Origin of the sequence: Pseudomonas grimontii (assembly GCF_007858185.1) — a bacterium.
GTDB lineage: Bacteria > Pseudomonadota > Gammaproteobacteria > Pseudomonadales > Pseudomonadaceae > Aquipseudomonas > Aquipseudomonas grimontii.
The window spans coordinates 1-25,680 of the sequence record NZ_VFES01000040.1 but is presented as its reverse complement, the minus strand read 5'-3'; the positions used below and the strand labels follow the sequence as shown (position 1 = coordinate 25,680).

Sequence of the window (25,680 nt, the reverse complement as noted above, 5' to 3'; positions counted from 1 at the left end):
GTCATGGATGTTTTCTGGTTTCTGCCGACACATGGCGACGGTCATTACCTGGGCACCACCCAAGGTGCACGGCCGGTCACCCTCAATTATCTGAAGCAAGTCGCGCAGGCGGCTGACAGCCTGGGTTACTACGGCGTGTTGATTCCTACCGGCCGCTCGTGCGAAGACTCTTGGGTCATCGCCTCGGCGCTGGTGCCGCTGACCGAACGCCTGCGTTACCTGGTGGCGATTCGTCCGGGCATCATCTCGCCGACCGTTTCTGCCCGCATGGCGGCGACCCTGGATCGCCTGTCCAACGGCCGCTTGCTGATCAATGTGGTCACCGGCGGCGATCCCGACGAGAACCGCGGCGACGGCAGCTTCCTCGACCACAGCGAACGCTACGAAGTCTCCGACGAATTCCTACAAATCTGGCGCCGCGTGTTGCAGGGCGAGTCAGTGGATTTCGAAGGCAAACACCTGCGTGTGCAGAACGCCAAGGCGCTTTACCCGCCGGTGCAAAAGCCTTATCCACCGCTGTACTTCGGCGGTTCCTCCGATGCCGCGCACGACCTCGCCGCCGAACAGGTGGATGTATACCTGACCTGGGGCGAGCCGCCGGCCGCCGTCGCCGAAAAACTCGCGGATGTGCGTGAACGCGCTGCCCGTCACGGCCGTACGGTGAAGTTCGGCATCCGTCTGCATGTGATCGTGCGCGAGACCGAAGAGGACGCGTGGAAAGCCGCCGACAAGCTGATCGAGCACATCAGCGACGACACCATCGCCGCCGCGCAAAAATCCTTTTCGCGCTTTGATTCCGAAGGCCAGCGGCGCATGGCGGCCTTGCATGACGGGCGCCGTGACAACCTGGAAATCGCCCCCAACCTGTGGGCCGGTGTCGGCCTGGTGCGCGGCGGTGCCGGTACCGCACTGGTGGGCAACCCACAGCAAGTGGCCGAACGCATCAAGGAATACGCCGACCTGGGCATCGAGAGCTTCATCTTCTCCGGCTACCCGCATCTGGAAGAAGCCTATCGCTTTGCCGAGCTGGTGTTCCCGCTGCTGCCGGAACCCTATGCCAGCCTGGCCGGACGTGGCATCACCAACCTCACTGGCCCGTTCGGCGAAATGATTGCCAACGATGTTCTGCCAGCCAAGGCCTGATCGGCGCAGCGGCGGGAGCGGCGTTGGTCGTTCCCGCTTATAAAGAGGAAACCCCGTGACAGCCAAACCCCATAGCGTCCTGCCATCACCGTTGCAGACCGCCAGACTGCTGGCCGCCGAATTCGCCCTCACCGCCGTCGAACGCGACGAGCGCGGTGGCACCCCCAAGACCGAACGTGACGCCCTGCGCCAAAGCGGCCTGCTGGCCCTGAGCATTCCCACTCAATACGGCGGCCTCGGAGCACGCTGGAGTGACACCCTGACCATCGTGCGCGAGTTCGCCAAGGTCGACAGCTCCATTGCCCACGTCTTCGGCTTTCATCACCTGATGCTCGCCACCGTGCGCCTGTTCTCGCGCCCGGACCAATGGCAACCCTGGTTCGAACAGACCGCGCGCAAAAACTGGTTCTGGGGCAACGCCCTCAACCCGTTGGACACACGCACGGTGGTCAAGGACTTCGGCGGCTGGCGCGAGTTCTCGGGCAAAAAGAGCTTCTGCTCCGGCGCCAGCGACTCGGAAATGCTGATTGCCTCGGCGGTGGATGAAAGCGCCGGCGGCAAGCTGCTGATCGCCGCCATCCCCAGCGGACGCAGTGGCATCACCCTGCACAACGATTGGAACAATATCGGCCAGCGCCAGACCGACAGCGGCAGCGCCAGCTTCGAACGGGTGCGCGTCGAGGAGTCGGAATTGCTGCTCGACCCGGGCCCGCTGAGCACGCCTTTTGCCTGCCTGCGCCCGCTGATCGCCCAGCTGACCTTCACCCATATGTTCCTCGGCATCGCCGAAGGCGCCTTCGAAGAAGCGCGCAACTACACGCTCACCGAAACCCGTTCCTGGCACAAATCCTCAGCCGAAGACGTGCGCCAGGACCCTTACGTGCTGCATCACTACGGCGAATTCTGGGTGGCCCTGGAGGGTGTGCGCCTGTTGGTGGAACGCGCGGCTGAGCTGCTCGACCAGGCGTGGGCAAAAGGCCCCAACCTCAGCGAAAACGAACGCGGCCAACTGGCCATCGCCATCGCTACCGCCAAGGTCGCCGCCACCCGCCAAGGCCTGGACCTGTGCAGCCGCCTGTTTGAAGTCACCGGCGCGCGCTCCACCCACGCGTCCCTGCGCCTGGATCGCCATTGGCGCAACCTGCGCACACAAACCCTGCACGACCCGGTGGATTACAAGCTCCACGAACTGGGGGACTGGGCGTTGAACCAATCCCTGCCGATTCCGACGTTCTACTCATAAAAAGAGGTGCCCATGCAGCTTTTAACCTTACCGCCCTCGCCCGCCCTCGCGACGTCGATCCGCGCCACGGCCCAGGTCTTCGAAGACCCGAAATCCAAGGCGCTGCTCGACCATATCCAGCAAGTGGCGCCCAGCGAAGCCAGCGTGCTGATCATCGGCGAGACCGGGACCGGTAAAGAGCTGGTGGCGCGCCATATCCACAACCTCAGTGCGCGGCGTAACCGGCCGTTCGTGGCGGTGAACTGCGGGGCGTTCTCCGAATCCCTGGTGGAAGCCGAGCTGTTCGGCCATGAAAAAGGCGCGTTTACCGGCGCCCTGAGTGCCAAGGCCGGCTGGTTCGAAGAGGCGGACGGTGGAACCTTGTTCCTCGATGAAATCGGCGATTTGCCAATGCCCATCCAGGTCAAGCTGCTGCGCGTCCTACAGGAGCGCGAAGTGGTGCGCCTGGGCTCGCGTAAGAGCATTGCGATTGATGTGCGTGTACTGGCCGCAACCAACGTGCAACTGGAAAAGGCCATCAACGCCGGGCATTTCCGCGAAGACCTCTACTACCGCCTCGACGTGGTCAGTCTGGAACTCAGCCCGCTGCGCGAGCGCCCCGGCGATATCCTGCCGCTGACCCGACACTTTATCGAAGCCTACAGCCAGCGCCTGGGCTACGGCCCGATCACCATCAGCCGCGAGGCCGAACACAAGCTCAAAAGCTACAGCTGGCCGGGCAATATCCGCGAGCTGGAAAACGTGATTCACCACACCCTGCTGATCTGCCGTAACGGCGTGATCGAACGCGACGACCTGCGCCTGTCGAACATGCGCATCGAGCGCCAGGACGACAGCCAGCACGGCACCGACAACAGCGCCGAGGCCTTGCTGGAGCGCGCGTTTCAAAAGCTGTTCGAAGAACAGGCCGGCGCCCTGCATGAAAAGGTCGAAGACGCGCTATTGCGCGCCGCCTACCGTTTCAGCCATTACAACCAGGTGCACACCGCCAACCTGCTGGGCCTGAGTCGCAACGTCACGCGCACGCGCCTGATCAAGATCGGCGAGTTGGCGGTGAACAAGCGCCGGCCGAGGGAAAACGTGCAGGGCGAACGCATGCTGCACCTATCCATTTAGCCGGCAGTGCAATGCGTTGTCATGGCTGCGCTCGAAACTGCGCAGCACCTGGAACGAACCAAAGGTCACGGCCGTCGCCTGGTGGGCGCGGATCAGCGTCCAGAAATCTTCCTCGCCGTGCTCAAAGCATTGGAACGCCGCTTCGCCGTCCTCGCGGGAGCGCCATTGCAGGTAATTGAGCACCCGCCGCCCGTCTTCGCTGACCTGCACACTCGCATTGATAAAGCCGCCATGGTCCTGGGCCAGGCGTTCGCTTTGGGTCGACAAGGCCGCCACCAGCGCCACTTGTTGCTGGGGTTCGATGTGAAACTCGATCAGTTGAGTGAAACTGCGATTTTTCTCTGATACCTGCATGAACACTCTCCTTTATATGTAGGCAAAATCTTGCGAGTCGATACCATGCAGGGTAAAACCTCTAGTTAAGTCAAGGTCAAGCATTTAATCGGGGTTTTCATGGTTACCAAGGAGCTCACCGTCGGCCAACTGGCGGCCCGCAGCGGCGTGGCCGTTACGGCCCTGCACTTCTATGAAGCCAAGGGGCTGATCAAGAGTCAGCGCAATGCCGGCAATCAACGGCGCTATCCAAGGGATGTACTGCGCCGGGTGGTGGTGATCAAGATCGCCCAGCGCCTGGGGATTCCGTTGGCGACGATTGGCGAGGCGTTGCAGACGCTGCCGGATGGGCGCACGCCCAACGCTCAGGATTGGGAGCGTTTGTCGGCGCTGTGGCGGGAAGACCTGGATGAACGCATCAATAAGCTGATACTGCTGCGGGACAAGCTCAATGGCTGCATTGGTTGTGGGTGCTTGTCGCTGGACGCGTGCCCGTTGCGCAACCCGGATGACCAACTCGGTGAGCGCGGGTCGGGTGCTCAATTGCTCGATCCCAGCTGAAAGCCCCCTCGTCGGTGCCGGCAGAGCCCTTGATTGGCGTGACCTATAGTGAAAAGGCCGGGCCTCCACAACCACAATCAAGGAGAACGATATGAGCGTTAAACCTATCCCCGAGGGTTATCACAGCATCACGCCTTATCTGGGTATCGACAGAGCCGCCGACGCTATCGAGTTTTACAAAAAAGCCTTTGGCGCCACGCAGGTCATGCGCCTGGATATGCCCGACGGCAAGGTCGGCCATGCCGAGCTGCGCATAGGCGACTCGGCGATCATGCTGGGCTCGCCGTGCGAGGAAATGGCCCTGCGCAATCCGGATGAACACACCAGTGTCGGGTTGCACCTGTATGTCAACGACGTCGACGCACAATTCAAACAAGCCGTTGCAGCAGGTGCCACCGTGGTATCCGAGCCGAAGGATCAGTTCTACGGCGACCGCTCCGCGAGCGTGAAGGATCCGTTCGGCCACCTCTGGTTCCTCGCCAGCCGCAAGGAAGACCTCACCGAAGCGCAGATCCGCGAGCGCGCCGAGGCGATGTTCAAGCAAGGCTGAGCATCGGAGCCGGTTCGCCGGCTCCCGTCCACGCCTTCGCCCTTGCCCTCAACGCCGAGTGATTCCAGGATGCAGGCACTCATCACAAGGAGTCATTCCATGTTCGCCGGATTCCAGAAAGACCAGTGCCACGTCAATGGCGTGGACATCAGCTACCGCAAAGGCGGTACAGGTCCCGGCCTGCTCCTGCTGCACGGGCACCCGCAAACCCACGTCATCTGGCACAAAGTCGCCGAACAGTTAGCCGAACACTTCACCGTGGTCGCCGCCGACCTGCGCGGTTATGGCGACAGCAGCAAGCCGCCGGCCACTGACCATCACGCCAACTATTCAAAGCGGGAAATGGCCCGCGACGGCGTCGAACTGATGCAAGCCCTGGGCTTCGCGCAGTTCTCCGTACTGGCCCACGACCGTGGCGCCCGCGTCGCCCATCGCCTGGCCCTGGACCATCCGCAGGCAGTGCAGCGCATGGTGCTGCTGGATATTGCGCCGACCCTGGCGATGTATGCGCAGACCGACGAAGCCTTCGCCCGCGCCTACTGGCACTGGTTCTTCCTGATCCGCCCGGCACCGCTGCCGGAGGCCTTGATCGAAGGCAACCCGGAACTCTACCTGCGCAGTGTGATGGGCAGTCGCAGCGCCGGGCTCAAGCCGTTCACCGATGAGGCTTTCGCTGAGTACCTGCGTTGCCTGACGCTACCGGGCAGCGCCGCCGGCATCTGTGAAGACTACCGCGCCTCCGCGGGCATCGACCTTGAGTACGACCAGGCGGATATCGACGCCGACAATCACCTGAACCTGCCCCTGCTGGTGATGTGGGGCGCCGAAGGCACCGTCGGCCGCTGTTTCGAACCGCTTAAGGAATGGCAGAAAGTCGCCACCGACGTACGTGGCAAGTCCCTGCCGGCCGGCCATTACATTGCCGAAGAAGCCCCTGAGTTGCTGCTGGACGAAGTGCTGGCCTTCCTGCGCTGAACCAGTGATGTTGCAAATGGTCATGCGCGCCTCGACGCTCAGTGCATCGAGGGTGGAGCCGCGAAACTCGATGGCATAGCCGGTTGCTCCCGACGCGCCGATCTTGCCGATCAGCGCCATGATCACGTCCTTGGAGGTCAACCCCTTGGCCAGCGCGCCGTCCACGCTCACCCGCCGGGTTTTCAGGCGCTAATGGCGCCTGGGTGATGGATTGGAGCACGTTTCGTGTTCAATCGAGACGTAAATACCCCCTGAATGTGAACCTGAAACATTTTCTTTCATATCCACCTTGGGGATTTCTCATTCTCATCCGTCTTAATTTAGATACAGCCTGTCGCGTCAGCAAAAGCTACGACCGGCCTTTTCCGGGCCTCCCTCGCCCTCCTCTGATCAAGACCCTCATTCACATGTCGAAGAAGTCACGCTCAAAACTCTGGTTTCTCGTGCATAGCTGGCTGGCCTTGCCCATCTGGTTCTTTGTACTGATTGTCTGCGTCACCGGCACCCTGGCGGTGGTCAGCCAGGAAATCGTGTGGCTGGCCAACCCGGATATCCGTGCGAGCAAGCCGTCGGGTGATGCCGAGCCGCTGAGCTACGACCAGATGATCAGCGCCATCAAGCGTGCCGAACCCCAGGTAATCGTGCAGTCTCTCAGTCGTCCGGACGAATCGCACTTTGCCCTGAGTGTCGGCCTCAGCTACCCCGACGGTCGCTCGGTAGAGGTCTACGTCAACCCGTACACCGGAGCGATCCAGGGCATCAGCCCGTCGTTCGACTTCCGTCAGTTCACCCGCGCCCTGCATGGCTGGTGGCTGGTGCCGTTTACCAATGGCTTCAGCTGGGGCTGGTACCTGGTGTCGCTGCTCGGTTTGCCGTTGCTGGCCTCACTGGTCACCGGGCTGGTGGTGTACAAGCGCTTCTGGAAAGGCTTTTTCAAGCCGACCCTGCGTATCCGCCACGGCGCGCGGATTTTCTGGGGCGACTTCCACCGCCTGAGCGGTATCTGGTCGATCTGGTTTATTGCGGTGATTTCCATCACCGGCACCTGGTTCCTGATCCAGGCAATCCTGGGTGACAACCAGATCTCCATCTCCAGCGAGCCCATCGTCCCGGTGATCGCCCGCGAAAAAGTCCCAACCTCAGCCCCGGGCGTGCCTGCACCGATGATTCCCGTGGATGAGGCGATCGCGATCGCCACCCAACGTATCCCGGGCTTGGAGGCGAGTTTCGTGAGCCTGCCGCTCAATGCCTACAGTCACCTGCAAATCGGCGGGCGGGGCTGGTACCCACTGATGTTCCAGACTGCGCAGATCAACCCGTATGACGGTGAAATCGCCTCGTCGCACCTGCTGTCCGACCGCACCAAGCTGGAGTTCGTCACCGAATCCATGCGCCCCCTGCACACCGGCGACTTCGGTGGCCTCTGGATCAAGCTGATCTGGGCGTTCTTCGGCCTGGTGCTGAGCATGATGGTCCTGAGCGGCTTGCTGATCTGGACCAAGCGCACTGCCCTGGCCACCCTCAACGCCCTCAAGCGCGAAGCCAAGACGCAACGTGCGCCGGCGCCCATCCAGGCCATGCAGGCTGAAACCTCGGAGGCCAACCGATGAGCAAGGTCGCTACCGCTACACCGCCTTCGCCGTTGCGGGCCTTCTGGCTGAAATGGCGTTTCCACATCAATGTCCTGCTGTTACTGGTACCGCTGGGCTTCATGCCCAAGTACTTCGCCGATGCCGCGCTGTTTCGCGGTGACACCGGTATCGGCGAGCGTGTGGCCGGCGACGTGCAGGTCGGACCCTGGAGCCTCACGCTGGCCGAATTCCGCAACGAAGGCCCACGCCCCAACCCGGCCGGCCCGATGAAGTTCTTCAACGCCGCGCTCTGCGACACCTGCGCCGACCAGGTCAAGGCCACGTACCTGCGTATCGGCAAACCGCGCAGCCTGCGTGCCGCCGGGGTGATTTTCTTCGGCACCCCGTACCGCATGGGTGCCGGCCTGCCCGTGCCGGAACGCACACCCGTCGACGCCGAACTGTGGGTCACCATGGAAGGCTGGGACGGCACCATGCACCAGGGTTCCATCCCGCTGAGCCAGGCCTCGCCAGCCACCATTGCCTGGCTGAACAAGCAAGGAGTTAAACCATGACGTTCAAGCGCCTGTCCCGCGCCGCGCTGTTGCTGTGCGCCGGTTTCAGTACTACAGCCTTCGCCCACAACCCGATGTGCGAATGCAAGGAAATCCCCGGCGAGCAGATCCAGTGCAAAGGCGGTTTCTCCGATGGCAGCGGCGCCCCCGGCGTGACCCTGGATGTGATCGGCTACGACGAAACCATCCTGCTGCCCGGCAAGCTTGGCCAGGACTCGACCCTGACCTTCAAGAAGCCCGCGTCCGAGTTCTATGTGCTGTTTGATGCCGGCCCCGGTCACGTGGTGGAAATCGACCAAGCGGATATCCCGGCTCAATGAGTACCACACAGGTTGTACGCCCCGCCGGTGCCGGCCACGAAACCCTCTACGTCCTGCTGCTGTGCCTGATCATCCTCGCGGTGGCGGGAACCGTGGTGGCGCTGCACGGTGAATCCCAGGCCGTCGCGGCGGTGCCCAGCCATCAACTGGATGCCCGCCGCGACCTGAGCGCCGCCGAACAAGGCATCTACGCCGACCTGCGGGTAACGCTGGATGAAATCCACTTGCTGCAGCAAGAGCAAAGCGCCCTGCCTGGCCCCGAGCAACTGGCCGAAGAAGGCTTTGCGCCGTTTGCCCACGACGCCAGTTCGGTCAGCCGCGGCGACCATCGCTGGCAGCTGCTGGCGAGTTCGGCCTACTTGGGACTGAGCCAGGCGCCAACCACCAGTGGCTCGCTGCTCATGCGCGTGCAAGGCGCCGAGCCGGACATCTGGCTCAACCGCAGCAAAGACCTGGCCGCCCCCACCGACCTCACTGACCAGGCGCTGATCGCAGCCGGCTGGCAGCAGGTGGTCGCGCAATTCGATGCTGGCGTCACCCGCCAGCACCGTCACTGAACGAGAAGACCGATTGCCCATGTCTATTTCATCTCCCCTGTTGCGCGTGTTTCTGGTTGGCCTGTTCAGCCTGATACTCGCTCCCCTCGCCCATGCCGAGGCGGCCAAACGCCTGCGTATCGGCATCACCCTGCACCCGTATTACAGCTACGTGGCCAATATCGTCGGCGACAAGGCCGAAGTGGTGCCGCTGATCCCGGCCGGTTTCAACCCCCACGCCTATGAGCCACGCGCCGAAGACATCAAGCGCATCGGCACCCTGGATGTGATCGTGCTCAACGGCGTCGGCCATGACGATTTCGCCGACCGCATGATCGCCACCAGCGAGCGCCCGGACATCCCGGTGATCGAAGCCAACGCCAATGTGCCGCTGCTGGCGGCCACCGGTAACGCCGCGCGCGGTGCCGGCAAGGTGGTCAACCCGCACACGTTCCTGTCGATCAGTGCATCGATTGCCCAGGTCAACAACATCGCCCGCGAGCTGGGCAAGCTCGACCCGGACAACGCCAAGACCTACACCCAGAACGCCCGCGCCTACGGCAAACGCCTGCGGCAGATGCGTGCCGATGCCCTGGCCAAGTTGACCAGCGCGCCCAACCCGGACCTGCGCGTCGCCACCGTGCACGCGGCCTACGATTACCTGCTGCGCGAGTTCGGCCTGGAAGTCACGGCCGTGGTCGAACCGGCCCACGGGATCGAGCCAAGCCCCAGCCAGTTGAAGAAGACCATCGATGAACTGCGCGCCCTGGACGTCAAAGTGATCTTCTCGGAGATGGATTTCCCGTCCACTTACGTCGACACCATCCAGCGTGAATCCGGGGTCAAGCTGTACCCGCTGTCGCATATTTCCTACGGTGAATACAGCGCTGAAAAATACGAAGTGGAAATGACCGGCAACCTCAACACCGTGGTGCGGGCGATCCAGGAGTCCGGGGCATGACCGCAGCGCAACAACTTAAAGTCGCCAGCGTCGGCCCGACCCTCGACTTCGACAAGGTGTCCCTGACCCTGGGCCGCACCGTGATCCTCGACGGCGTGAGCTTCCAGGTGCAACCGGGCAGCATCCATGCGCTGGTGGGCCCGAATGGCGGCGGCAAAAGCTCGCTGATCAAGACCCTGCTGGGGCAAACACCGCACCAGGGACAGCTGAGCCTGCAATGGCCGGGCACACCCGGCACCATCGGATATGTGCCCCAGGCGCTGGAGTTCGACCGGGGCTTGCCGATGACTGTCGACGATTTCATGGCCGCCATGTGCCAGCGGCGCCCGGCGTTTCTGGGTTTGTCCAAACACTACGCCGCCGCGATTGGCGAGGCGCTGGAACGGGTCGGCATGCAGGACAAACGCAAGCGCCGCATGGGGGCGCTGTCCGGCGGTGAGCGCCAGCGTGTGTTGTTGGCCCAAGGGTTGATTCCGGCACCGCAGCTGCTGGTACTCGATGAACCGATGTCGGCCCTCGATGAGGCCGGCATCCAGGTGTTCGAACGCTTGCTCAATGACTGGCGCCTGGCCGGGATCACCGTGCTGTGGGTCGAGCACGACCTGGAAGCCGTGGGCCGCCTGGCCGACCGCGTCACCGGCCTGAACCGCCGCCTGCTGTTCGACGCCACGCCGAAAGAGGCGCTGACCCCGGACCGCCTGCTGACCCTGTTCTCTACCCACCCTCGGAGCCCGGCGCCATGAGTTATGAAGCGTTTCGCCTGATGGTCCAGGGCTGGGCCTCTTCCGGTTACCTGCCGGAAGCGCTGGCCTATGGTTTTGTGATCAACGCCCTGCTCGCCGGCCTGCTGATCGGCCCGGTACTGGGCGGCCTGGGCACGCTGGTGGTGGTCAAGCGCTTTGCGTTTTTCTCCGAAGCGGTCGGCCATGCCGCACTGACCGGCGTGGCGGTGGGCATTCTGCTGGGTGAACCCTACACCGGCCCCTATGGCAGCCTGTTCGGTTACTGCCTGTTATTCGGCATCCTGCTCAATTACCTGCGCAACCGCACGGGCCTCGCGCCAGACACCTTGATCGGCGTGTTCCTGTCGGTGTCCCTGGCGTTGGGCGCCAGCCTGCTGCTGATCCTGGCGGGCAAGATCAACGTGCATATCCTCGAAAACGTGCTGTTCGGCTCGGTGCTGACGGTCAACGGCAACGACCTGCTGGTACTGGCAATTGTCGGCTCGCTGGTGATGGCCCTGGCGCTGCCGCTGTACAACCGCATCATGCTCGCCAGCTTCAACCCGCAGTTGGCGGCGGTGCGTGGCGTGGCGGTGAAGACCCTGGACTACCTGTTCGTGATCCTGGTGACGTTGATCACCGTGGCCGCGGTCAAGGTCATCGGCGCCATCCTGGTGGGCGCGCTGCTGGTGATTCCGGCCGCGGCGGCCCGCCTGCTGAGCCAATCCCTCAAAGGCTTCTTCTGGATCTCGGTGGTGATCGCCACCGTCAGCACCCTGTGCGGGATCCTGTTGCCGATCATCTTCGACCTGCCCATCCCCTCCGGTGCCGCGATCATCCTGATGGCCGGCATCGCCTTCGCCTTTGCCGCCATCGCGCGCGGCACCGTGCCCAGCCTTAAAGGGAACCTTGGATAATGCGCTCCGTTCTTCAGCCTCTGGCCCTGGCCATCGCTTGCTTGATCACCACGCCGCTGATGGCGGCCGACGTCGGCAAACCTGCTGCTCACGCGGCCAAACCGGTCAAAGTCCTGGCCTCGCTGCCGATCACCTACGGCCTCGCGCAGGTGCTGCTCAAGGGCACCGACGTGCAGCTTGAGCGCGCGGCCCCGGCCAACCTGCCGGGCTCGCGGCAGGTGTCGTACTTCACCGGCCGTGGCGCGCCGGCACTGAACACGCTGGCCCAGGACGCCGACGCCGCCATCGGCCTGCGCTCGCTGTGGGCCGATGACCCGCTCTACCCGGTGGCCCGGCGCAGCAATATCCGCATCGTCGAAATCGATGCCGCACGCCCGGTGGATGGCGGCTTGCCGGGGATCGCCGTGCAACCTGGCGTGGCCGACGGCTTGAACAGCCAGCCGTGGCAATCGAGCAACAACCTGGGGCGCATGGCCGATGTCCTGGCCGCCGACCTGAGCCGCCTGGCACCGGGCGCCAAGGCGAAGATCGACGCCAACCTGGCCGCGCTCAAGCAACGCCTGCTCAAGCTCAGCGCTGACAGCGAAGCGCGACTGGCCAAGGCAGACAACCTGAGTGTGGTCAGCTTGAGCGATCACTTTGCGTATCTGATCAGCAGCCTGAATCTGGAACTGCTCAGCACCGATGCCCGGCCCGACGCCGATTGGACGCCTGAGGCGTTGCAGAAACTCAGTGCCGAGCTAAAGGAGAATGACGTAGCGGTGGTGCTGAATCATCGCCAGCCGAGTGATGTGGTAAAAGCCGCCATCACGGCAGGTGGCTCAAAGCTGCTGGTGCTGGACGTCGACGGCGCAGACCCGGTGACCGAGCTGGAAACCAATGTGAATCAGGTGATCAAAACAATTTCAACTGACTGACACATCACCTGTGGGAGGGGACTTGCTCCCGATAGCGGTGGGTCAGTCACAGCTGCACTCACCGACACGCCCTCATCGGGAGCAAGCCCCCTCCCACATTTGGATTACGGTGCACAACGGCTAAACCACATCGACGCCGACATGAATCGCATCATGCCGCCAGAATTCCAGGTCGCAGTCGATCAACCGCTGGTGCTGGTCATAATTGACCCGGGCGATCCGCAATCCCGGGCTGCCCACCGACACGCGCAATGCTGCAGCAGCTTCCACCGGCAATGAGGTCGGTACGATCTCGAAGCGCACCCGCCCGTAGTGCAAGTCGTACTTGCGCGCATACAACTCGGTCATCGACTGATTCAGGTCGCACTCAAGAATCCCCGGGAAATACTGCGGGTTCAGGTAGTGCTCCACATACAACACCAGCCGTCCGTCAATCCGCCGTCCCCGGCAAATCTGGATCACGCTGGACAATGCCGGCAACTGCAACCACGCACACACCGCAGCCGAGGCCGGTTGCAGCCGTGCGGAAATTACCTCGGTCGACGCCACCCGCCCCTGGTCGTTGACCATGGCGTGAAAGTGACTGCGCTGCATCAGGTTGTAGGCCAGGCGTGGCGGCGAGACAAACCAGCCACGACGCTCCTCGCGATAAATCTGCCCTTGGGCCTCCAGCTGTAACAAGGCTTCCCGCACCGTAATTCGAGTGGTACCAAACAACTCGCTGAGCTTGCGCTCGGCGGGCAGCTTGCTTGCAGGCGGCAACAGGCCGTGGTCGATCTGCTCTTGCAGCGCCAGGCCAATGGATGTCACCGCCTTGATTGCCTCATCACGCATCAACGTTACCTATCTGGACTAGACCAGCACTGTTCAGGTGCACAAACCGCTGGGTAAATGGGCTTGCGCGACTGCTTGCCAGCCTAGGCACTCCTGATGACCGACAGATGACAGTCCCTGCACCACACCCTGCAATACACCGGCCAAGTCCAGTCCCTACGGGCACTTGAGCATGGTCTACGCTAAGCCTGCGCTGAGCGACATCAAGGCTTTAAAAACGACATCGACATGAAACTGTCATCCATCGCGTCTAGATTGGCTCAGGTATTGCTCTGACCTAGACCAACAACACCGTAGAAAACACCGCCGCGTTGAAAACGCCCAAAGGAGCTTCGGATGAAACAGCTTTTCCTGGCATCACTGTTAGGCTCGACCATTGCCATGTGCACCGCCGCCATGGCCGCTGATACCGATCTAAAAACTCTGGAAGCCGCCGCGAAAGCGGAAGGTGCCGTCAACAGCGTCGGCATGCCCGATGACTGGGCCAACTGGAAAGGCACCTGGGAAGACCTGGCCAAGACCTACGGCCTCAAGCACATCGACACCGACATGAGTTCGGCCCAGGAAATCGCCAAGTTCAAAGCCGAAAAAGACAACGCCAGCGCTGACATCGGCGACGTAGGCGCCGCCTTCGGCCCCATCGCGGTGAAGCAGGAAGTCACCCAGCCGTACAAACCGTCCAACTGGGCTTCGGTGCCGGATTGGGCGAAAGACAAGGATGGTCACTGGGCCCTGGCCTACACCGGCACCATCGCGTTCATCGTCAACAAGAAGCTGCTGCACGGTTCCGAAGTCCCTACCAGTTGGGCTGACCTGCAAACCGGCAAATACAAAGTCTCGGTGGGTGACGTGAGCACCGCAGCCCAGGCGTCCAACGCCGTACTCGCCGCCGCCATCGCCAATAAAGGCGATGAAAAGAACATCGCCCCCGGCCTGCAATTCTTCACCAAGATCGCCCAGCAAGGTCGTCTCGGCCTGTCCAACCCGACCATCGCCACCATGGAAAAAGGCGAAGTCGAAGTGGGTATCGTCTGGGACTTCAACGGCCTGAGCTACAAAGCCAAGATGGCCAACCCGGATGACTACGTGGTGCTGATCCCGTCGGACGGCTCGGTGAAATCCGGCTACACCACCATCATCAACAAATACGCCAAGCACCCGAACGCCGCCAAGCTGACCCGCGAGTACATCTTCAGCGACGCCGGCCAGCTCAACCTGGCGCGTGGCAACGCACGCCCGATCCGTGCCGAAACCGACCTGAAACTGCCGGCCGACATTGCCAAGAACCTGATTCCGGGCGAGCAGTACACCAAGGCCAACCCGCAGCCGATCAAGGATGCCGATGCCTGGGAAGCGACTTCCAAAAAACTGCCTCAGTTGTGGAACGAGCAGGTCATCGTAGAGATGAAGTAAGGGTTTTATCCCACATTGGAGCTCCAGTGGAGATCCAATGTGGGAGGGGGCTTGCCCCCGATGACGGTGGATCAGCGAACAAATCCGTTGAATGACACACCGCTATCGGGGGCAAGCCCCCTCCCACATTTTTGACCCCGTTCCTCCAGAGGAATTGAGCCAAGTCAATCGTTGCGGAGCGCTCTCCCCCATGAAGCACACTGTCATCCTTGTCGTGCTCGACGGCCTGAACTTCGAGGTTGCCCGGCACGCCATGGGGCACTTGCAGGCCTATGTCGGCGCAGGACGCGCAGCCCTCTACACGCTGGAATGTGAACTGCCCTCGCTGTCCCGCCCGCTGTATGAATGCATCCTCACCGGTGTGCCACCGATCCACAGCGGTATCGTGCACAACCAGGTCTCGCGCCTCTCCAACCAGCGCAGCATCTTCCATTACGCCACCGACGCAGGTCTTACCACGGCGGCGGCGGCTTACCATTGGGTCAGCGAGTTGTATAACCGCACGCCCTTTCTCGCCGCACGGGATCGTCATACCGACGACAAGGCGCTGGCGATCCAGCACGGGCATTTCTACTGGAATGACCACTACCCGGATTCCCACCTGTTCGCCGACGCCGAAAGCCTTCGGCTCAAGCACACGCCGGACTTCATGGTGGTGCACCCGATGAACATCGACGATGCCGGCCACAAGCACGGCCTCGACACACCACAGTACCGCAACAGCGCACGCTCGGCCGACATCCTCCTCGCCGATTACCTGCAAGGCTGGCTCGATGCCGGTTACCAGGTGCTGGTGACCGCCGACCACGGCATGAACAACGACCGCTCCCACAACGGCCTGTTGCCGGAAGAACGCGAAGTCCCGCTGTTCGTCATCGGCGATGCCTTCAGCCTGGATACCAAAGCCGCACCGAAACAAACCGAGCTGTGCGGCACCGTCTGCGAACTGCTGGGCGTGCCCCACGACAAACCTGTGTGCCGGGAGTTACTGAAGTGAGTTCAATATCCCGCGGCAAATGGCTGGCCCTCCTGTGCCTGGTGCCTTTCACGCTGTTCTTTATCGTGTTCGAAATCGCCCCGTTGGTATGGGTGCTGATCAATAGCCTGCAAACCGAAGAAACCGGCTGGGGCCTGGACAACTTCACGCGCATCTTCAGTTCGAAGTTCTACCTGCAGGCCATCCAGTTCAGCCTGGAGATCAGCTTCTACTCCAGCATCTTCGGCATCATCATCGCCACGCTGGGCAGTTACTCCCTGCGCCGGGTGGATTCGCCGCTGCGCAACTTCGTCACCGCCTTCGCTAACATGACCAGCAACTTTGCCGGCGTGCCCCTGGCCTTCGCGTTCATCATCCTGCTGGGGTTCAACGGCAGCATCACGATCATGCTCAAGCAAGCCGGGATCATTCAGGACTTCAACCTGTACTCCAAGACCGGCTTGATCATCCTCTACACCTACTTCCAGATCCCCCTCGGTGTGCTGCTGCTCTACCCAGCCTTCGACGCCCTGCGCGAAGACTGGCGTGAGTCGGCCGCCCTGCTCGGCGCCAATGGCTGGCAGTTCTGGCGACATATCGGCTTGCCGGTGCTCACCCCGGCGCTACTGGGCACGTTCGTGATCCTGCTGGCCAATGCCCTGGGCGCCTACGCGACGGTCTACGCCTTGACCACCGGTAACTTCAACGTGCTGCCGATTCGTATCGCCGGCCTGGTGTCGGGGGATGTATCGCTCGACCCGAACTTGGCCAGCGCCCTGGCCGTGGTGCTGGTGGCGCTGATGACCGTGGTCACCGTGGTCCATCAACTGCTGCTCAAGAGGAGCTACCATGTCTCGCGCTGAAGCCGGCCCGGCCTCCCTCTACCACCGCGTGGTGGTGTACCTGTTGTTTGCGATCCTGGTGCTGCCGCTGATCGGCACCTTCGTCTACTCCATTGCCAGCAGTTGGTCGGCGACCATCCTGCCCGCCGGCTTCACGGTGAAATGGTATGTGCAGCTGTGGAGCGACCCACGCTTCCTGATGGCCTTCGGGCAATCGTTGCTGGTGTGCGTGGGCGCGTTGATCCTGTCGGTGGTGTTGATTCTGCCGCTGCTGTTCGTGGTGCATTACCACTTCCCCAAGCTCGACGCCTTGATGAACATCCTGATCCTGCTGCCCTTTGCGGTGCCGCCGGTGGTGTCGTCGGTGGGCCTCCTGCAACTGTACGGGTCCGGGCCGTTTGCGATGGTGGGCACGCCGTGGATCCTGATCGGCTGCTACTTCACCGTGGCGCTGCCGTTCATGTACCGGGCGATCACCAACAACCTGCAAGCCATCAACCTGCGCGACCTGATGGACGCCTCGCAACTGCTTGGCGCCAGCACCTGGCAAGCGGCGATCTTCGTGGTGCTGCCCAACCTGCGCAAAGGCCTGATGGTGGCGCTGCTGCTGTCGTTCTCGTTCCTGTTCGGTGAGTTCGTGTTTGCCAATATCCTGGTGGGCACCCGCTACGAAACCCTGCAGGTGTACCTGAACAACATGCGCAACAGCAGCGGCCACTTCACCAGCGCCGTCGTGATTTCCTATTTCTTCTTTGTGCTGGTGCTGACCTGGGCCGCCAATATCTTGAACAAGGACAAAAGCCAATGAGCTTCGTCAGCGTCCAACATCTGCAAAAAGGTTACGCCGGCACCCCGGTGTTCAGTGATATCAACTGCGAAATCGCCAAGGGCGAGTTCGTCACCCTGCTCGGCCCATCCGGTTGCGGCAAGTCCACCCTGCTGCGCTGCATCGCCGGCCTGACCTCGGTGGACAGTGGGAAAATCCTGCTGGACGGCCAGGACATCGTTCCGCTGAGCCCACAGAAACGCAACATCGGCATGGTGTTCCAGAGCTACGCGCTGTTCCCCAACATGACCGTGGAACAGAACGTCGCCTTCGGCCTGCGCATGCAAAAGGTCAACGCCGATGACAGCCACAAGCGCGTGCAGGAAGTGCTGCAACTGGTGGAACTCAAGGACCTTTCCGGCCGCTACCCGCACCAGATGTCCGGCGGCCAGTGCCAGCGTGTGGCCCTGGCCCGCTCCCTGGTCACCCGCCCGCGCCTGTTGCTGCTGGATGAACCGCTGTCGGCACTGGATGCGCGGATTCGCAAGCACCTGCGCGAACAGATCCGCCAGATCCAGCGCGAACTGGGCTTGACCACGATTTTCGTGACCCATGACCAGGAAGAAGCGCTGACCATGTCTGACCGGATCTTCCTGATGAACCAGGGCAAGATCGTGCAAAGCGGCGATGCCGAGACCCTCTACACCGCCCCGGTGGATGTATTCGCCGCCGGTTTCATCGGCAACTACAACCTGCTGGACGCCGACAAGGCCAGCCAACTGCTGCAACGCCCGATCAGCGGGCGCATCGCGATTCGCCCGGAGGCCATCGAACTGAGCCGCGACGGCGAACTCGACGCGCTGGTGCGCAGCCACAGCCTGCTGGGCAACGTGATCCGCTACCGCATAGAAGCCCGTGGCGTGGAATTGGTGGTGGACGTGCTCAACCGCTCGGCGGACGATCTGCACCCGGACGGCCAGCGCCTGGCACTTTCCATCGACCCCAGTGCGCTGTGTGAAGTAGCCTGAGCAGCAGTAAATTCTGAGAGAGCGTAACGGATGGCATTGGTAATTTTTGATCTGGACGACACCCTGATTCACGGCGACTGCGCCACCCTGTGGAGCGAACAAATGGGCCGCCTGGGCTGGGTCGACCCGGAGTCGTTCATGCGCAGGAACAACGAGCTGATGGACGCCTACAGCCGGGGCGAGCTGGCCATGGAAGACTTCATGGACTTCAGCCTGGAACCGATGATCGGTCGCACCCCGGAGGAAATCGACCACCTGGTGGAGCCATGGGTCGAGGACGTGATTGAGCCGCTGATCTACAGCGACGCCACCAAGACCATCGCCCGCCACCGCGCCAACGGCGACCGGATCCTGGTGATCTCCGCCTCGGGTACTCACCTGGTGAAACCGATTGCGGCGCGTATCGGCATTGATGAGGTGCTGGGGATTGAACTGGAAGTGAGTCACGGCGTGTACAGCGGCCATACCGTCGGTGTACTGACCTATCGCGAAGGCAAGATCACGCGCTTGCTGGAATGGCTGGAGCGCGAAGGTGAGACGCTGGACGGCGCGTACTTCTATTCGGACTCGCGCAATGACTTGCCGTTGCTGTTGAAGGTCGATCACCCGCAGGTGGTGAACCCGGATGCGGTATTGCGCGAGCATGCCGAAAAATCCGGCTGGCCAATCCACCACTGGGTCTGACACCGCCCCTCCCACATCGACCCTATTCCAGTCCGGGATCAGGTGAGGTTTTCGTCAATTACCAACACCAGTTTCCCGGCGATCTGGTTAGTCGCCAGCTCCGCAAACGCCGCCTCGGCATCCTTGATCGGAAACGTTCTGGCCAATTGCGGGCTCAGACGCCCTTCGGCGAACAGCGGCCATACATGCTGGCTCAGGTCGCTGAACAGGTCTGCCTTGAACTGATCATCACGGCTGCGCAGGGTCGAGCCCAACAACTGGATACGTTTGCCCAGTACCTGGGCCAAGTCCAACTGCGCCTCGCGGCCGCCCATCAAACCAATCAACACCCAACGACCGTCCAGCGCCAGCAGCTTGAGGTCCAGCGCGGCGTAGTTGCCGCCGACCGGATCGAGGATCACATCGAATGGCCCGAAATCCCGCAGCCCTTCGATACCGTCGGTACGTACTACGCCGCCCTGGGCGCCCAGGTCTTCACAGTAGGCCAGGCGCTGCGCCGAGCCGACGCTGACCCAGCACGGGCTGCCAAATGCCTTGCACAGCTGGATCGCCGCCGAGCCCACGCCACTGGCGCCGGCGTGCAGCAAGACTTTCTCACCGGGCTTGAGGCCCGCCAACTGGAACAGGTTGAGCCACGCCGTGCTGTACACCTCCGGCAGCGCCGCCGCTTCAATCAGCGACAAACCTTCCGGTACCGGCAACACATGGCGTGCATCCACCACCACCTCTTCGGCCATGCCGCCACCGGCCAGCAGCGCACAGACGCGATCGCCCACTTGCCAGGACGAGCCCGGGCCCACTTCGCTGATCACACCGGAACACTCCAGGCCCAGCACAGGACTGGCGCCAGACGGTGGCGGATATAGCCCTGCACGCTGTAATAAATCGGCGCGATTAAGGCCCGCAGCCGCCACGCGAATGCGAACTTGGCCTACATCACATGTAGGACTTGGTTCTTCCAACCACTCCACATGACCTTCAACGCCTTGCAATGCTTTCACAGTGCCTCCATAGTGAGTCTGGACTGAGCCCGCAGCAGTAGCGTCGGGCTTTTTGCATTATGCGACCGGCCCCTATGGAACCGGCAACTTCAAAGACGGCCTAATATGCGTTATCAATTGCCCCCGCGTCGAATCAGCATGAAGCATCTGTTCCCCAGCACCGCCCTCGCTCTTTTCATTGGTATCGGCTTCGCGTCGATGTCGACCAATACGTTCGCAGCCAACAGCTGGGACAACCTTCAGCCGGACCGCGATGAGGTGATTGCCAGCCTTAACGTCGTCGAGTTGCTCAAGCGTCATCACTACAGCAAGCCGCCGCTCGACGACGCGCGCTCGGTGATCATCTACGACAGCTATCTCAAGCTGCTGGATCCGTCGCGCAGCTACTTCCTGGCCAGCGATATCGCTGAGTTCGACAAGTGGAAGACGCAGTTCGACGACTTCCTCAAGAGCGGCGACCTGCAGCCCGGCTTCACCATCTACAAGCGTTACCTTGACCGCGTCAAAGCGCGTCTGGACTTCGCCCTGGGTGAGTTGGACAAGGGTGTCGACAAGCTCGACTTCACCCAGAAGGAAACCCTTCTGGTCGACCGCAAGGACGCGCCTTGGCTGACCAGCACCGCTGCCCTCGACGACCTGTGGCGCAAACGCGTCAAGGACGAAGTGCTGCGCCTGAAGATTGCCGGCAAAGAGCCAAAGGCCATCCAGGAGCTGTTGACCAAGCGCTACAAGAATCAACTGGCGCGTCTGGACCAGACCCGTGCAGAAGACATTTTCCAGGCCTACATCAACACCTTCGCGATGTCCTACGATCCGCACACCAATTATCTGTCGCCAGATAACGCGGAAAATTTCGATATCAACATGAGTCTGTCGCTGGAAGGCATCGGTGCCGTCCTGCAAAGCGACAATGACCAAGTGAAGATCGTACGTCTGGTGCCGGCCGGTCCGGCAGACAAGACCAAGCAGGTGGCTCCTGCCGACAAGATCATCGGTGTGGCCCAGGCCGACAAAGAGATGGTCGATGTGGTCGGCTGGCGCCTGGACGAAGTGGTCAAGCTGATCCGTGGGCCGAAAGGCAGCGTGGTGCGCCTGGAAGTGATTCCGCACACCAACGCACCGAACGACCAGACCAGCAAGATCGTGTCCATCACCCGTGAAGCAGTGAAGCTCGAAGACCAGGCCGTGCAGAAGAAAGTCCTCAACCTCAAGCAGGATGGCAAGGACTACAAACTGGGCGTGATTGAAATCCCGGCCTTCTACCTGGACTTCAAGGCCTTCCGTGCCGGTGACCCGGACTACAAGTCCACCACCCGTGACGTGAAGAAAATCCTTACCGAGCTGCAGAAGGAAAAAGTCGACGGCGTGGTCATCGATCTGCGCAACAACGGCGGTGGTTCCCTGCAGGAAGCCACCGAGCTGACCAGCCTGTTTATCGACAAAGGTCCGACCGTGTTGGTACGCAATGCTGACGGCCGTGTCGACGTGCTCGAAGACGAGAACCCGGGCGCCTTCTACAAAGGCCCGATGGCGTTGCTGGTCAACCGTCTGTCGGCCTCGGCTTCGGAGATTTTCGCCGGTGCCATGCAGGACTACCACCGCGCGCTGATCATCGGCGGCCAGACCTTCGGCAAAGGCACCGTGCAGACCATCCAGCCACTGAACCATGGCGAACTCAAGCTGACGCTGGCTAAGTTCTACCGGGTTTCCGGGCAGAGCACCCAGCATCAGGGCGTACTGCCGGACATCGATTTCCCGTCGATCATCGACACCAAGGAAATCGGCGAAAGCGCCCTGCCGGAAGCCATGCCGTGGGACACCATCCGCCCTGCGATCAAGCCGGCCTCGGACCCGTTCAAGCCGTTCCTGGCGCAGTTGAAGACTGACCACGATACCCGCTCCGCCAAGGATGCCGAGTTTGTGTTCATCCGCGACAAGCTGGCACTGGCCAAGAAGTTGATGGAAGAAAAAACCGTCAGCCTCAATGAAGTGGACCGTCGCGCACAGCACTCCGACATCGAAAACAAGCAACTGGTCCTGGAAAACATCCGCCGCAAGGCCAAGGGTGAAGACCCACTCAAGGAACTGAAGAAAGAAGACGAAGATGCGCTGCCAACCGAGGCGGATAAAACCAAGCCGGAAGACGATGCTTACCTGGCCGAGAGCGGCCGGATCCTGCTGGACTACCTGAAGATCACCAAGCAGGTGGCCAAGCAGTAAATGATGGCGATTTAATGTGATCGCTCCTCGGAGTGTCATCATATAGACATCATTCTGTCGTGAAATGAAGGACCGTCGGCGTAACGCCTGCGGTCCTTTTTTTTCGATCGAGATCGCCATGACCATGACCGAACAGCTGAATGCACTGGGCTCTATCCTGGCTCAAGGCAGTTTGCACAGCCTGTTCCAACCGATCATCTGCCTGTCAGAACGGCGCATTCTTGGCTACGAAGCCCTCAGCCGCGGCCCGTCGAACAGCCCGCTGCACTCGCCCATTGCCCTGTTCTCGGTGGCGCGCCATGCGGGGCGCCTCAGCGAACTGGAAATGGCCTGCCGCGAAAGCGCATGCCGACGCTTCAGCGAGCAAAAGCTGCCGGGCAAGCTGTTCCTGAATGTCTCGCCCGAATCCTTGATGGAGACCGCTCATCAACCGGGCCGCACCCTGCAATTGCTGCGCGACTTCGGCATTCCGCCGAGCCAGGTGGTGATAGAACTCACCGAGCAGACCCCCACCGACGATTTCGACCTGCTGCAAACCGCCCTGCACCATTACCGCAACATGGGCTTTTCGATTGCCCTGGATGACTTGGGTGCCGGCTATTCCAGCCTGCGCCTGTGGTCGGAACTGCGCCCGGATTACGTGAAGATCGACCGGCACTTTATCGACGGTATCCATCAGGATGCGCTCAAGCGTGAGTTTGTCGGCTCTATCCTGCAAATCGCCAGGGCCTCACGTGCCCAGGTGATTGCCGAGGGTATCGAACTGCCGGAGGAGCTGGCGGTATTGACCGAAATGGGCGTCGACCTGGTCCAGGGTTACCTGCTCTGCCGTCCCCAGGAGCAGCCGCCACAGGAAGCGCGCCAGATGTTGCCCAAGCCCGACCAGGCCAACGTGGCCCTCAGCGAAGAGGCCGGCGACCTCAGCGCCCTGCTCAACGAGCAACCGGCGGTCGATCAGGACACTGCCACCGCCCAGGTATTGGAGGCGTTCCGCCGCCAGGCCAACCTTAACTCCCTGGCGGTCCTGGATGGGCGCGGCCACCCGGTGGGTATCGTGCACCGGCATTCGCTGTCGGATGCACTGCTCAAGCCGTTTGCCACCGACCTGTTTGCGCGCAAGCCCATCAGCCGGCTGATGAGTACGGATTTTCTGGCGGTGGAGTTGAGCCAGTCGCTGCAACAGGTCAGCCGGCTGCTGACCAGCCGCGCACGGCAACGCATCGAAGAAGACTTCATCATCACGCTCAATGGCGACTACCTGGGCCTGGGCCGGGTGATCGATGTACTCAAACTGATCACCGAACTGAAAATCCAGCAGGCGCGCTATGCCAACCCGCTGACCCTGCTGCCCGGCAACGTGCCGATCCAGCAGTGCCTTACGCGGCTGTTGCAGCAACAGCGGGAGTCGGTGATCTGCTACGTGGATATCGACAGCTTCAAGCCGTTCAACGACATCTACGGTTACGGACGTGGGGATGAGGTATTGCTGTGCCTGGCGCAATGCCTGAACGACCGGGTCGACCCCAGCCGCGACTTTGTCGGGCATATCGGTGGCGATGACTTTTTGCTGGTATTGGGGCCACAGGATTGGCGCAAGCGGCTCAACCAGCTGCTGGACGATTTCCATACCCAGTGCCGGCGCTTCTACCGCGCCGAGCATCTCGACGCCGGCTGCTTCGTGGCACTGAACCGCCAGGGCGTACGCCAAGAGTTTGCGTTGCTGTCACTGTCGATTGGGGTGGTGCATTTGTATCCACAGGCCTGTGGACAACTCGATGCCAGCCAGTTGGCGGAATTGGCCTCGCAGGCCAAGCACCATGCCAAGGATATGGCCGGCTACAGCATCCATGTGATCGACAGCATGGACATGTTGCCCCAGGCGCTTTAAGCCTCGGCAGACTCCGGATACTCGTATTCGAACACCCGCACCACTTCCGAGGCATGCCAGGAGGCGGCGGCCACACCATCGGACGGCCCGCTGAAACGCCCCAGGCGCTCCACGCACTCAAAGAACCCGGTACGCGGCAGGCGACTTGCGCCCTGGCTGATCACCAGGGAGCTGCGCAACGGTTGCTCGGCCTTGGCGTCCAGCGCCGCCAGGTGCTCCAGGGCAGCAGCCAGGGTTTGCATCGCCGGCGTCGGAAATTGCAGGCGCTCCAACAGTGCTCGGTAGGTCAGCAGATGGCGCTGGCGGCGCGCCTGGTCCAGTTCATTAAGTAACCCATCCCAATGTTGACGACTGATACGTAGGCTCAAGATTCATCCCTCCAACCTGCAACGCCTAATTCCCAGGCCAGGCTGCGGCGGATTGCGGCATCCGGCTGACGTTCACCACTTTCGATCAATCCTAGATACGAGGGGCTGATGCCCACGGTGCGGGCCAACGCTTCAATCGCCAGGCCCTTGGCTTCACGTAGGCCGCGCAGGTCTGCAAGCGGGCGCAAATCCTGGTCAGGCGCGGCTTGAACAGTAGAAGAAGGCGTCGGTGAAGGCTGTTGCTGACCGGCGGCTTTTAGCAGCGCCTGGTACTGATCCCATGGCAACACCGCGTATTCGGGTTCGCCATTGCGTGAAATTATCTGAATATCCATGACCGCCCCGTAGGATAACTGCACTTACTGAGTAAGCTCTTTCCTTAGGAGTGTAATCCTAACAGCCACAAAGGTCGCAGGGGGATAGCCACGTCATCAGTTTTTTTGCGGGTGTTCCTTGGCCAGCAAGGCAGGGGTCGCAGGCAAGCGCTCAACCACCGCGAGTTTTTCCGGGCGTTGTGCATCACGCCAGGCGCGAAACGCGCTCAGCTCGCCTTCCAGGGTCTTCATGACCCACGCCAGTACGGCGATGTCGTCGAGCATGCCGAACATCGGGATAAAGTCCGGGATCGCGTCAATCGGGCTCAGGAAGTACATCAGCCCCGCCACCACCGAGATCAGTGCCTTGGGGCTGATGGCCCGGTACTCGCCCCGCCAGTACGCCAGGCACAGGGCTTGAAGCAATTTGAGATCTTCCTTGAGCTTGCCCAGGCGGTTGCCCTGGCTGGACCCTTTGGCGGCGACAGCAAACAGCAAGGTCGGCAAGCGCCCACGGCCCAGCAAACGTGCAGCCATGGGTAGGAAACGGGTGAAATTGAAGGGTGGTTTCATCTGTCACTCCAGTTCCATCAAACAGAAAGGTTATCCACACAAATTGTGGATAACCTTGTGAACAGAGCCTGTTTTACCGGCTGCAAGCCACGTTCTACAAGGCTTTCAGTCAGATCGGGCGTTTTTTGCGCACATCAAAAAAACCCAAGATTTCATTGACTTGGCGTTTGCGTGCGGCTACCCGTGCTCGAGTCCTACATTTGCATTTATGCCGACCAAATTATGTAAACAAATCTTGTTAGACCGCGAAAATAAGGCCCTTGGAGAGTCAAGGTTTCTAAAAAGTGGAAATTAATACCCGAGATTCGACGAGGTGTTTACAAAACTCAGAAA

At 61.5% G+C, this 25,680-nt stretch carries 28 protein-coding genes and 1 pseudogene; 22 read left to right on the top strand and 7 right to left on the bottom strand.

What is annotated here, in order from left to right; translation table 11 throughout:
• Positions 1-3: 3 nt before the first annotated feature.
• From ssuD to FIV39_RS32190, 3 genes are read left to right on the top strand one after another with little or no spacing between them, the layout of a single operon-like run.
• Positions 4-1,143 carry an FMNH2-dependent alkanesulfonate monooxygenase gene (gene ssuD / locus FIV39_RS32200; protein WP_090402016.1) on the top strand — a complete coding sequence of 380 codons (1,140 nt, stop codon included), beginning with the start codon at positions 4-6 and terminating at the stop codon, positions 1,141-1,143.
• A 55-nt stretch (positions 1,144-1,198) separates the two neighbouring features.
• Positions 1,199-2,386, top strand: a complete 1,188-nt coding sequence (locus FIV39_RS32195; protein WP_090402014.1) for an acyl-CoA dehydrogenase family protein — start codon at positions 1,199-1,201, stop codon at positions 2,384-2,386.
• A 12-nt stretch (positions 2,387-2,398) separates the two neighbouring features.
• Positions 2,399-3,502, top strand: coding sequence for a sigma-54 interaction domain-containing protein (locus tag FIV39_RS32190; protein ID WP_090402012.1), 1,104 nt, complete (start codon positions 2,399-2,401; stop codon positions 3,500-3,502).
• Here the strand turns inward: FIV39_RS32190 and FIV39_RS32185 are convergent.
• Positions 3,491-3,856 (bottom strand): antibiotic biosynthesis monooxygenase, encoded by a 366-nt coding sequence (locus FIV39_RS32185; RefSeq protein WP_090402010.1) that lies wholly within the window; start codon positions 3,854-3,856, stop codon positions 3,491-3,493. The genes FIV39_RS32190 and FIV39_RS32185 overlap by 12 nt on opposite strands.
• 99 nt (positions 3,857-3,955) lie before the next feature.
• Here FIV39_RS32185 and soxR point away from each other — a divergent pair, with 99 nt between their 5' ends.
• The 3 genes from soxR to FIV39_RS32170 all read left to right on the top strand — a co-directional run bounded on the left by soxR (position 3,956) and on the right by FIV39_RS32170 (position 5,921).
• Positions 3,956-4,396 carry a redox-sensitive transcriptional activator SoxR gene (soxR, locus tag FIV39_RS32180; RefSeq protein WP_090402008.1) on the top strand — a complete coding sequence of 147 codons (441 nt, stop codon included), beginning with the start codon at positions 3,956-3,958 and terminating at the stop codon, positions 4,394-4,396.
• Between the two features lie 91 nt (positions 4,397-4,487).
• On the top strand, positions 4,488-4,946 hold the full coding sequence (locus FIV39_RS32175; protein WP_090402006.1) for a VOC family protein: 459 nt from the start codon (positions 4,488-4,490) through the stop codon (positions 4,944-4,946).
• A gap of 99 nt (positions 4,947-5,045) precedes the next feature.
• Complete coding sequence (locus FIV39_RS32170; RefSeq protein ID WP_090402004.1) at positions 5,046-5,921, top strand: alpha/beta fold hydrolase; 876 nt, start codon at positions 5,046-5,048, stop codon at positions 5,919-5,921.
• Here the strand turns inward: FIV39_RS32170 and FIV39_RS32165 are convergent.
• Positions 5,916-6,110 (bottom strand): annotated as a pseudogene (locus FIV39_RS32165) (aconitase family protein); the annotation flags it as partial. The gene FIV39_RS32170 and the pseudogene FIV39_RS32165 sit on opposite strands and share 6 nt — an antisense overlap.
• 218 nt (positions 6,111-6,328) lie before the next feature.
• Here FIV39_RS32165 and FIV39_RS32160 point away from each other — a divergent pair.
• The 8 genes from FIV39_RS32160 to FIV39_RS32125 are packed head-to-tail and all read left to right on the top strand — an operon-like array spanning position 6,329 to position 12,440.
• Positions 6,329-7,531 (top strand): PepSY-associated TM helix domain-containing protein, encoded by a 1,203-nt coding sequence (locus FIV39_RS32160; RefSeq protein ID WP_090402002.1) that lies wholly within the window; start codon positions 6,329-6,331, stop codon positions 7,529-7,531.
• Entirely contained in the window at positions 7,528-8,067 is a 540-nt protein-coding gene (locus FIV39_RS32155) for a thiamine pyrophosphate-binding protein (protein ID WP_090402000.1), read from the top strand. Before FIV39_RS32160 ends, FIV39_RS32155 begins: the two co-directional genes overlap by 4 nt.
• A complete protein-coding gene (locus tag FIV39_RS32150; RefSeq protein WP_090401998.1) occupies positions 8,064-8,387 on the top strand; it encodes a hypothetical protein in 324 nt (107 codons plus the stop codon). Before FIV39_RS32155 ends, FIV39_RS32150 begins: the two co-directional genes overlap by 4 nt.
• Positions 8,384-8,944: a DUF6162 family protein gene (locus tag FIV39_RS32145; RefSeq protein ID WP_090401996.1), complete on the top strand. Its 561-nt coding sequence runs from the start codon at positions 8,384-8,386 to the stop codon at positions 8,942-8,944. The genes FIV39_RS32150 and FIV39_RS32145 overlap by 4 nt, the downstream gene beginning before the upstream one ends.
• Before the next feature lie 19 nt (positions 8,945-8,963).
• Positions 8,964-9,884, top strand: a complete 921-nt coding sequence (locus FIV39_RS32140; protein WP_090401993.1) for a metal ABC transporter substrate-binding protein — start codon at positions 8,964-8,966, stop codon at positions 9,882-9,884.
• Positions 9,881-10,627 (top strand): metal ABC transporter ATP-binding protein, encoded by a 747-nt coding sequence (locus FIV39_RS32135; RefSeq protein ID WP_090401991.1) that lies wholly within the window; start codon positions 9,881-9,883, stop codon positions 10,625-10,627. The genes FIV39_RS32140 and FIV39_RS32135 overlap by 4 nt, the downstream gene beginning before the upstream one ends.
• A complete protein-coding gene (locus tag FIV39_RS32130) occupies positions 10,624-11,523 on the top strand; it encodes a metal ABC transporter permease (protein ID WP_090401989.1) in 900 nt (299 codons plus the stop codon). Before FIV39_RS32135 ends, FIV39_RS32130 begins: the two co-directional genes overlap by 4 nt.
• Positions 11,523-12,440, top strand: a complete 918-nt coding sequence (locus FIV39_RS32125) for a metal ABC transporter substrate-binding protein (RefSeq protein WP_090401987.1) — start codon at positions 11,523-11,525, stop codon at positions 12,438-12,440. Before FIV39_RS32130 ends, FIV39_RS32125 begins: the two co-directional genes overlap by 1 nt.
• A gap of 120 nt (positions 12,441-12,560) precedes the next feature.
• Here FIV39_RS32125 and FIV39_RS32120 read toward each other — a convergent pair whose 3' ends face one another.
• On the bottom strand, positions 12,561-13,274 hold the full coding sequence (locus FIV39_RS32120) for a UTRA domain-containing protein (RefSeq protein ID WP_053128712.1): 714 nt from the start codon (positions 13,272-13,274) through the stop codon (positions 12,561-12,563).
• Between the two features lie 336 nt (positions 13,275-13,610).
• On the opposite strand from FIV39_RS32120, the gene FIV39_RS32115 reads away from it, so the two are divergent.
• The 6 genes from FIV39_RS32115 (at position 13,611) to FIV39_RS32090 (ending at position 18,983) form a co-directional block, all read left to right on the top strand.
• Entirely contained in the window at positions 13,611-14,687 is a 1,077-nt protein-coding gene (locus FIV39_RS32115; RefSeq protein WP_027607118.1) for an ABC transporter substrate-binding protein, read from the top strand.
• A gap of 190 nt (positions 14,688-14,877) precedes the next feature.
• Positions 14,878-15,684: an alkaline phosphatase family protein gene (locus tag FIV39_RS32110; RefSeq protein ID WP_090401985.1), complete on the top strand. Its 807-nt coding sequence runs from the start codon at positions 14,878-14,880 to the stop codon at positions 15,682-15,684.
• On the top strand, positions 15,681-16,526 hold the full coding sequence (locus tag FIV39_RS32105) for an ABC transporter permease (protein WP_090401983.1): 846 nt from the start codon (positions 15,681-15,683) through the stop codon (positions 16,524-16,526). The genes FIV39_RS32110 and FIV39_RS32105 overlap by 4 nt, the downstream gene beginning before the upstream one ends.
• The gene (locus tag FIV39_RS32100; RefSeq protein WP_053128704.1) at positions 16,513-17,313 is read left to right on the top strand and encodes an ABC transporter permease; all 801 of its coding nucleotides are present in this window, start codon (positions 16,513-16,515) and stop codon (positions 17,311-17,313) included. The genes FIV39_RS32105 and FIV39_RS32100 overlap by 14 nt, the downstream gene beginning before the upstream one ends.
• Positions 17,310-18,299, top strand: coding sequence for an ABC transporter ATP-binding protein (locus FIV39_RS32095; protein WP_090401981.1), 990 nt, complete (start codon positions 17,310-17,312; stop codon positions 18,297-18,299). The genes FIV39_RS32100 and FIV39_RS32095 overlap by 4 nt, the downstream gene beginning before the upstream one ends.
• A gap of 30 nt (positions 18,300-18,329) precedes the next feature.
• Entirely contained in the window at positions 18,330-18,983 is a 654-nt protein-coding gene (locus tag FIV39_RS32090) for an HAD family hydrolase (RefSeq protein WP_090401979.1), read from the top strand.
• A 38-nt stretch (positions 18,984-19,021) separates the two neighbouring features.
• Here the strand turns inward: FIV39_RS32090 and FIV39_RS32085 are convergent, their stop codons facing one another.
• Positions 19,022-19,984 (bottom strand): zinc-binding dehydrogenase, encoded by a 963-nt coding sequence (locus FIV39_RS32085; RefSeq protein WP_090401977.1) that lies wholly within the window; start codon positions 19,982-19,984, stop codon positions 19,022-19,024.
• Between the two features lie 138 nt (positions 19,985-20,122).
• Between FIV39_RS32085 and FIV39_RS32080 the strand changes: the two genes are divergently transcribed.
• The gene (locus FIV39_RS32080; RefSeq protein WP_186731575.1) at positions 20,123-22,204 is read left to right on the top strand and encodes a carboxy terminal-processing peptidase; all 2,082 of its coding nucleotides are present in this window, start codon (positions 20,123-20,125) and stop codon (positions 22,202-22,204) included.
• Between the two features lie 118 nt (positions 22,205-22,322).
• Positions 22,323-24,092, top strand: coding sequence for a bifunctional diguanylate cyclase/phosphodiesterase (locus tag FIV39_RS32075; RefSeq protein WP_244176262.1), 1,770 nt, complete (start codon positions 22,323-22,325; stop codon positions 24,090-24,092).
• Here FIV39_RS32075 and FIV39_RS32070 read toward each other — a convergent pair.
• From FIV39_RS32070 to FIV39_RS32060, 3 genes are all read right to left on the bottom strand, one after another.
• On the bottom strand, positions 24,089-24,460 hold the full coding sequence (locus FIV39_RS32070) for a hypothetical protein (RefSeq protein ID WP_005786715.1): 372 nt from the start codon (positions 24,458-24,460) through the stop codon (positions 24,089-24,091). The two genes, FIV39_RS32075 and FIV39_RS32070, sit on opposite strands and share 4 nt — an antisense overlap.
• On the bottom strand, positions 24,457-24,795 hold the full coding sequence (locus FIV39_RS32065; protein WP_090409868.1) for a helix-turn-helix domain-containing protein: 339 nt from the start codon (positions 24,793-24,795) through the stop codon (positions 24,457-24,459). Before FIV39_RS32065 ends, FIV39_RS32070 begins: the two co-directional genes overlap by 4 nt.
• A gap of 96 nt (positions 24,796-24,891) precedes the next feature.
• Positions 24,892-25,347: a YkvA family protein gene (locus FIV39_RS32060; protein ID WP_090401971.1), complete on the bottom strand. Its 456-nt coding sequence runs from the start codon at positions 25,345-25,347 to the stop codon at positions 24,892-24,894.
• Positions 25,348-25,680: the final 333 nt, after the last annotated feature.

Excerpts from the sequence above, each read along its gene's own strand:
- ssuD (WP_090402016.1), top strand. The coding sequence starts at position 4 with ATGGATGTTTTCTGGTTTCTGCCGACACATGGCGACGGTCATTACCTG.
- FIV39_RS32190 (WP_090402012.1), top strand. The coding sequence starts at position 2,399 with ATGCAGCTTTTAACCTTACCGCCCTCGCCCGCCCTCGCGACGTCGATC.
- FIV39_RS32185 (WP_090402010.1), bottom strand. The coding sequence starts at position 3,856 with ATGCAGGTATCAGAGAAAAATCGCAGTTTCACTCAACTGATCGAGTTT.
- soxR (WP_090402008.1), top strand. The coding sequence starts at position 3,956 with ATGGTTACCAAGGAGCTCACCGTCGGCCAACTGGCGGCCCGCAGCGGC.
- FIV39_RS32175 (WP_090402006.1), top strand. The coding sequence starts at position 4,488 with ATGAGCGTTAAACCTATCCCCGAGGGTTATCACAGCATCACGCCTTAT.
- FIV39_RS32170 (WP_090402004.1), top strand. The coding sequence starts at position 5,046 with ATGTTCGCCGGATTCCAGAAAGACCAGTGCCACGTCAATGGCGTGGAC.
- FIV39_RS32160 (WP_090402002.1), top strand. The coding sequence starts at position 6,329 with ATGTCGAAGAAGTCACGCTCAAAACTCTGGTTTCTCGTGCATAGCTGG.
- FIV39_RS32155 (WP_090402000.1), top strand. The coding sequence starts at position 7,528 with ATGAGCAAGGTCGCTACCGCTACACCGCCTTCGCCGTTGCGGGCCTTC.
- FIV39_RS32150 (WP_090401998.1), top strand. The coding sequence starts at position 8,064 with ATGACGTTCAAGCGCCTGTCCCGCGCCGCGCTGTTGCTGTGCGCCGGT.
- FIV39_RS32145 (WP_090401996.1), top strand. The coding sequence starts at position 8,384 with ATGAGTACCACACAGGTTGTACGCCCCGCCGGTGCCGGCCACGAAACC.
- FIV39_RS32140 (WP_090401993.1), top strand. The coding sequence starts at position 8,964 with ATGTCTATTTCATCTCCCCTGTTGCGCGTGTTTCTGGTTGGCCTGTTC.
- FIV39_RS32135 (WP_090401991.1), top strand. The coding sequence starts at position 9,881 with ATGACCGCAGCGCAACAACTTAAAGTCGCCAGCGTCGGCCCGACCCTC.
- FIV39_RS32130 (WP_090401989.1), top strand. The coding sequence starts at position 10,624 with ATGAGTTATGAAGCGTTTCGCCTGATGGTCCAGGGCTGGGCCTCTTCC.
- FIV39_RS32125 (WP_090401987.1), top strand. The coding sequence starts at position 11,523 with ATGCGCTCCGTTCTTCAGCCTCTGGCCCTGGCCATCGCTTGCTTGATC.
- FIV39_RS32120 (WP_053128712.1), bottom strand. The coding sequence starts at position 13,274 with ATGCGTGATGAGGCAATCAAGGCGGTGACATCCATTGGCCTGGCGCTG.
- FIV39_RS32115 (WP_027607118.1), top strand. The coding sequence starts at position 13,611 with ATGAAACAGCTTTTCCTGGCATCACTGTTAGGCTCGACCATTGCCATG.
- FIV39_RS32110 (WP_090401985.1), top strand. The coding sequence starts at position 14,878 with ATGAAGCACACTGTCATCCTTGTCGTGCTCGACGGCCTGAACTTCGAG.
- FIV39_RS32100 (WP_053128704.1), top strand. The coding sequence starts at position 16,513 with ATGTCTCGCGCTGAAGCCGGCCCGGCCTCCCTCTACCACCGCGTGGTG.
- FIV39_RS32095 (WP_090401981.1), top strand. The coding sequence starts at position 17,310 with ATGAGCTTCGTCAGCGTCCAACATCTGCAAAAAGGTTACGCCGGCACC.
- FIV39_RS32090 (WP_090401979.1), top strand. The coding sequence starts at position 18,330 with ATGGCATTGGTAATTTTTGATCTGGACGACACCCTGATTCACGGCGAC.
- FIV39_RS32080 (WP_186731575.1), top strand. The coding sequence starts at position 20,123 with ATGAAGCATCTGTTCCCCAGCACCGCCCTCGCTCTTTTCATTGGTATC.
- FIV39_RS32075 (WP_244176262.1), top strand. The coding sequence starts at position 22,323 with ATGACCATGACCGAACAGCTGAATGCACTGGGCTCTATCCTGGCTCAA.
- FIV39_RS32065 (WP_090409868.1), bottom strand. The coding sequence starts at position 24,795 with ATGGATATTCAGATAATTTCACGCAATGGCGAACCCGAATACGCGGTG.
- FIV39_RS32060 (WP_090401971.1), bottom strand. The coding sequence starts at position 25,347 with ATGAAACCACCCTTCAATTTCACCCGTTTCCTACCCATGGCTGCACGT.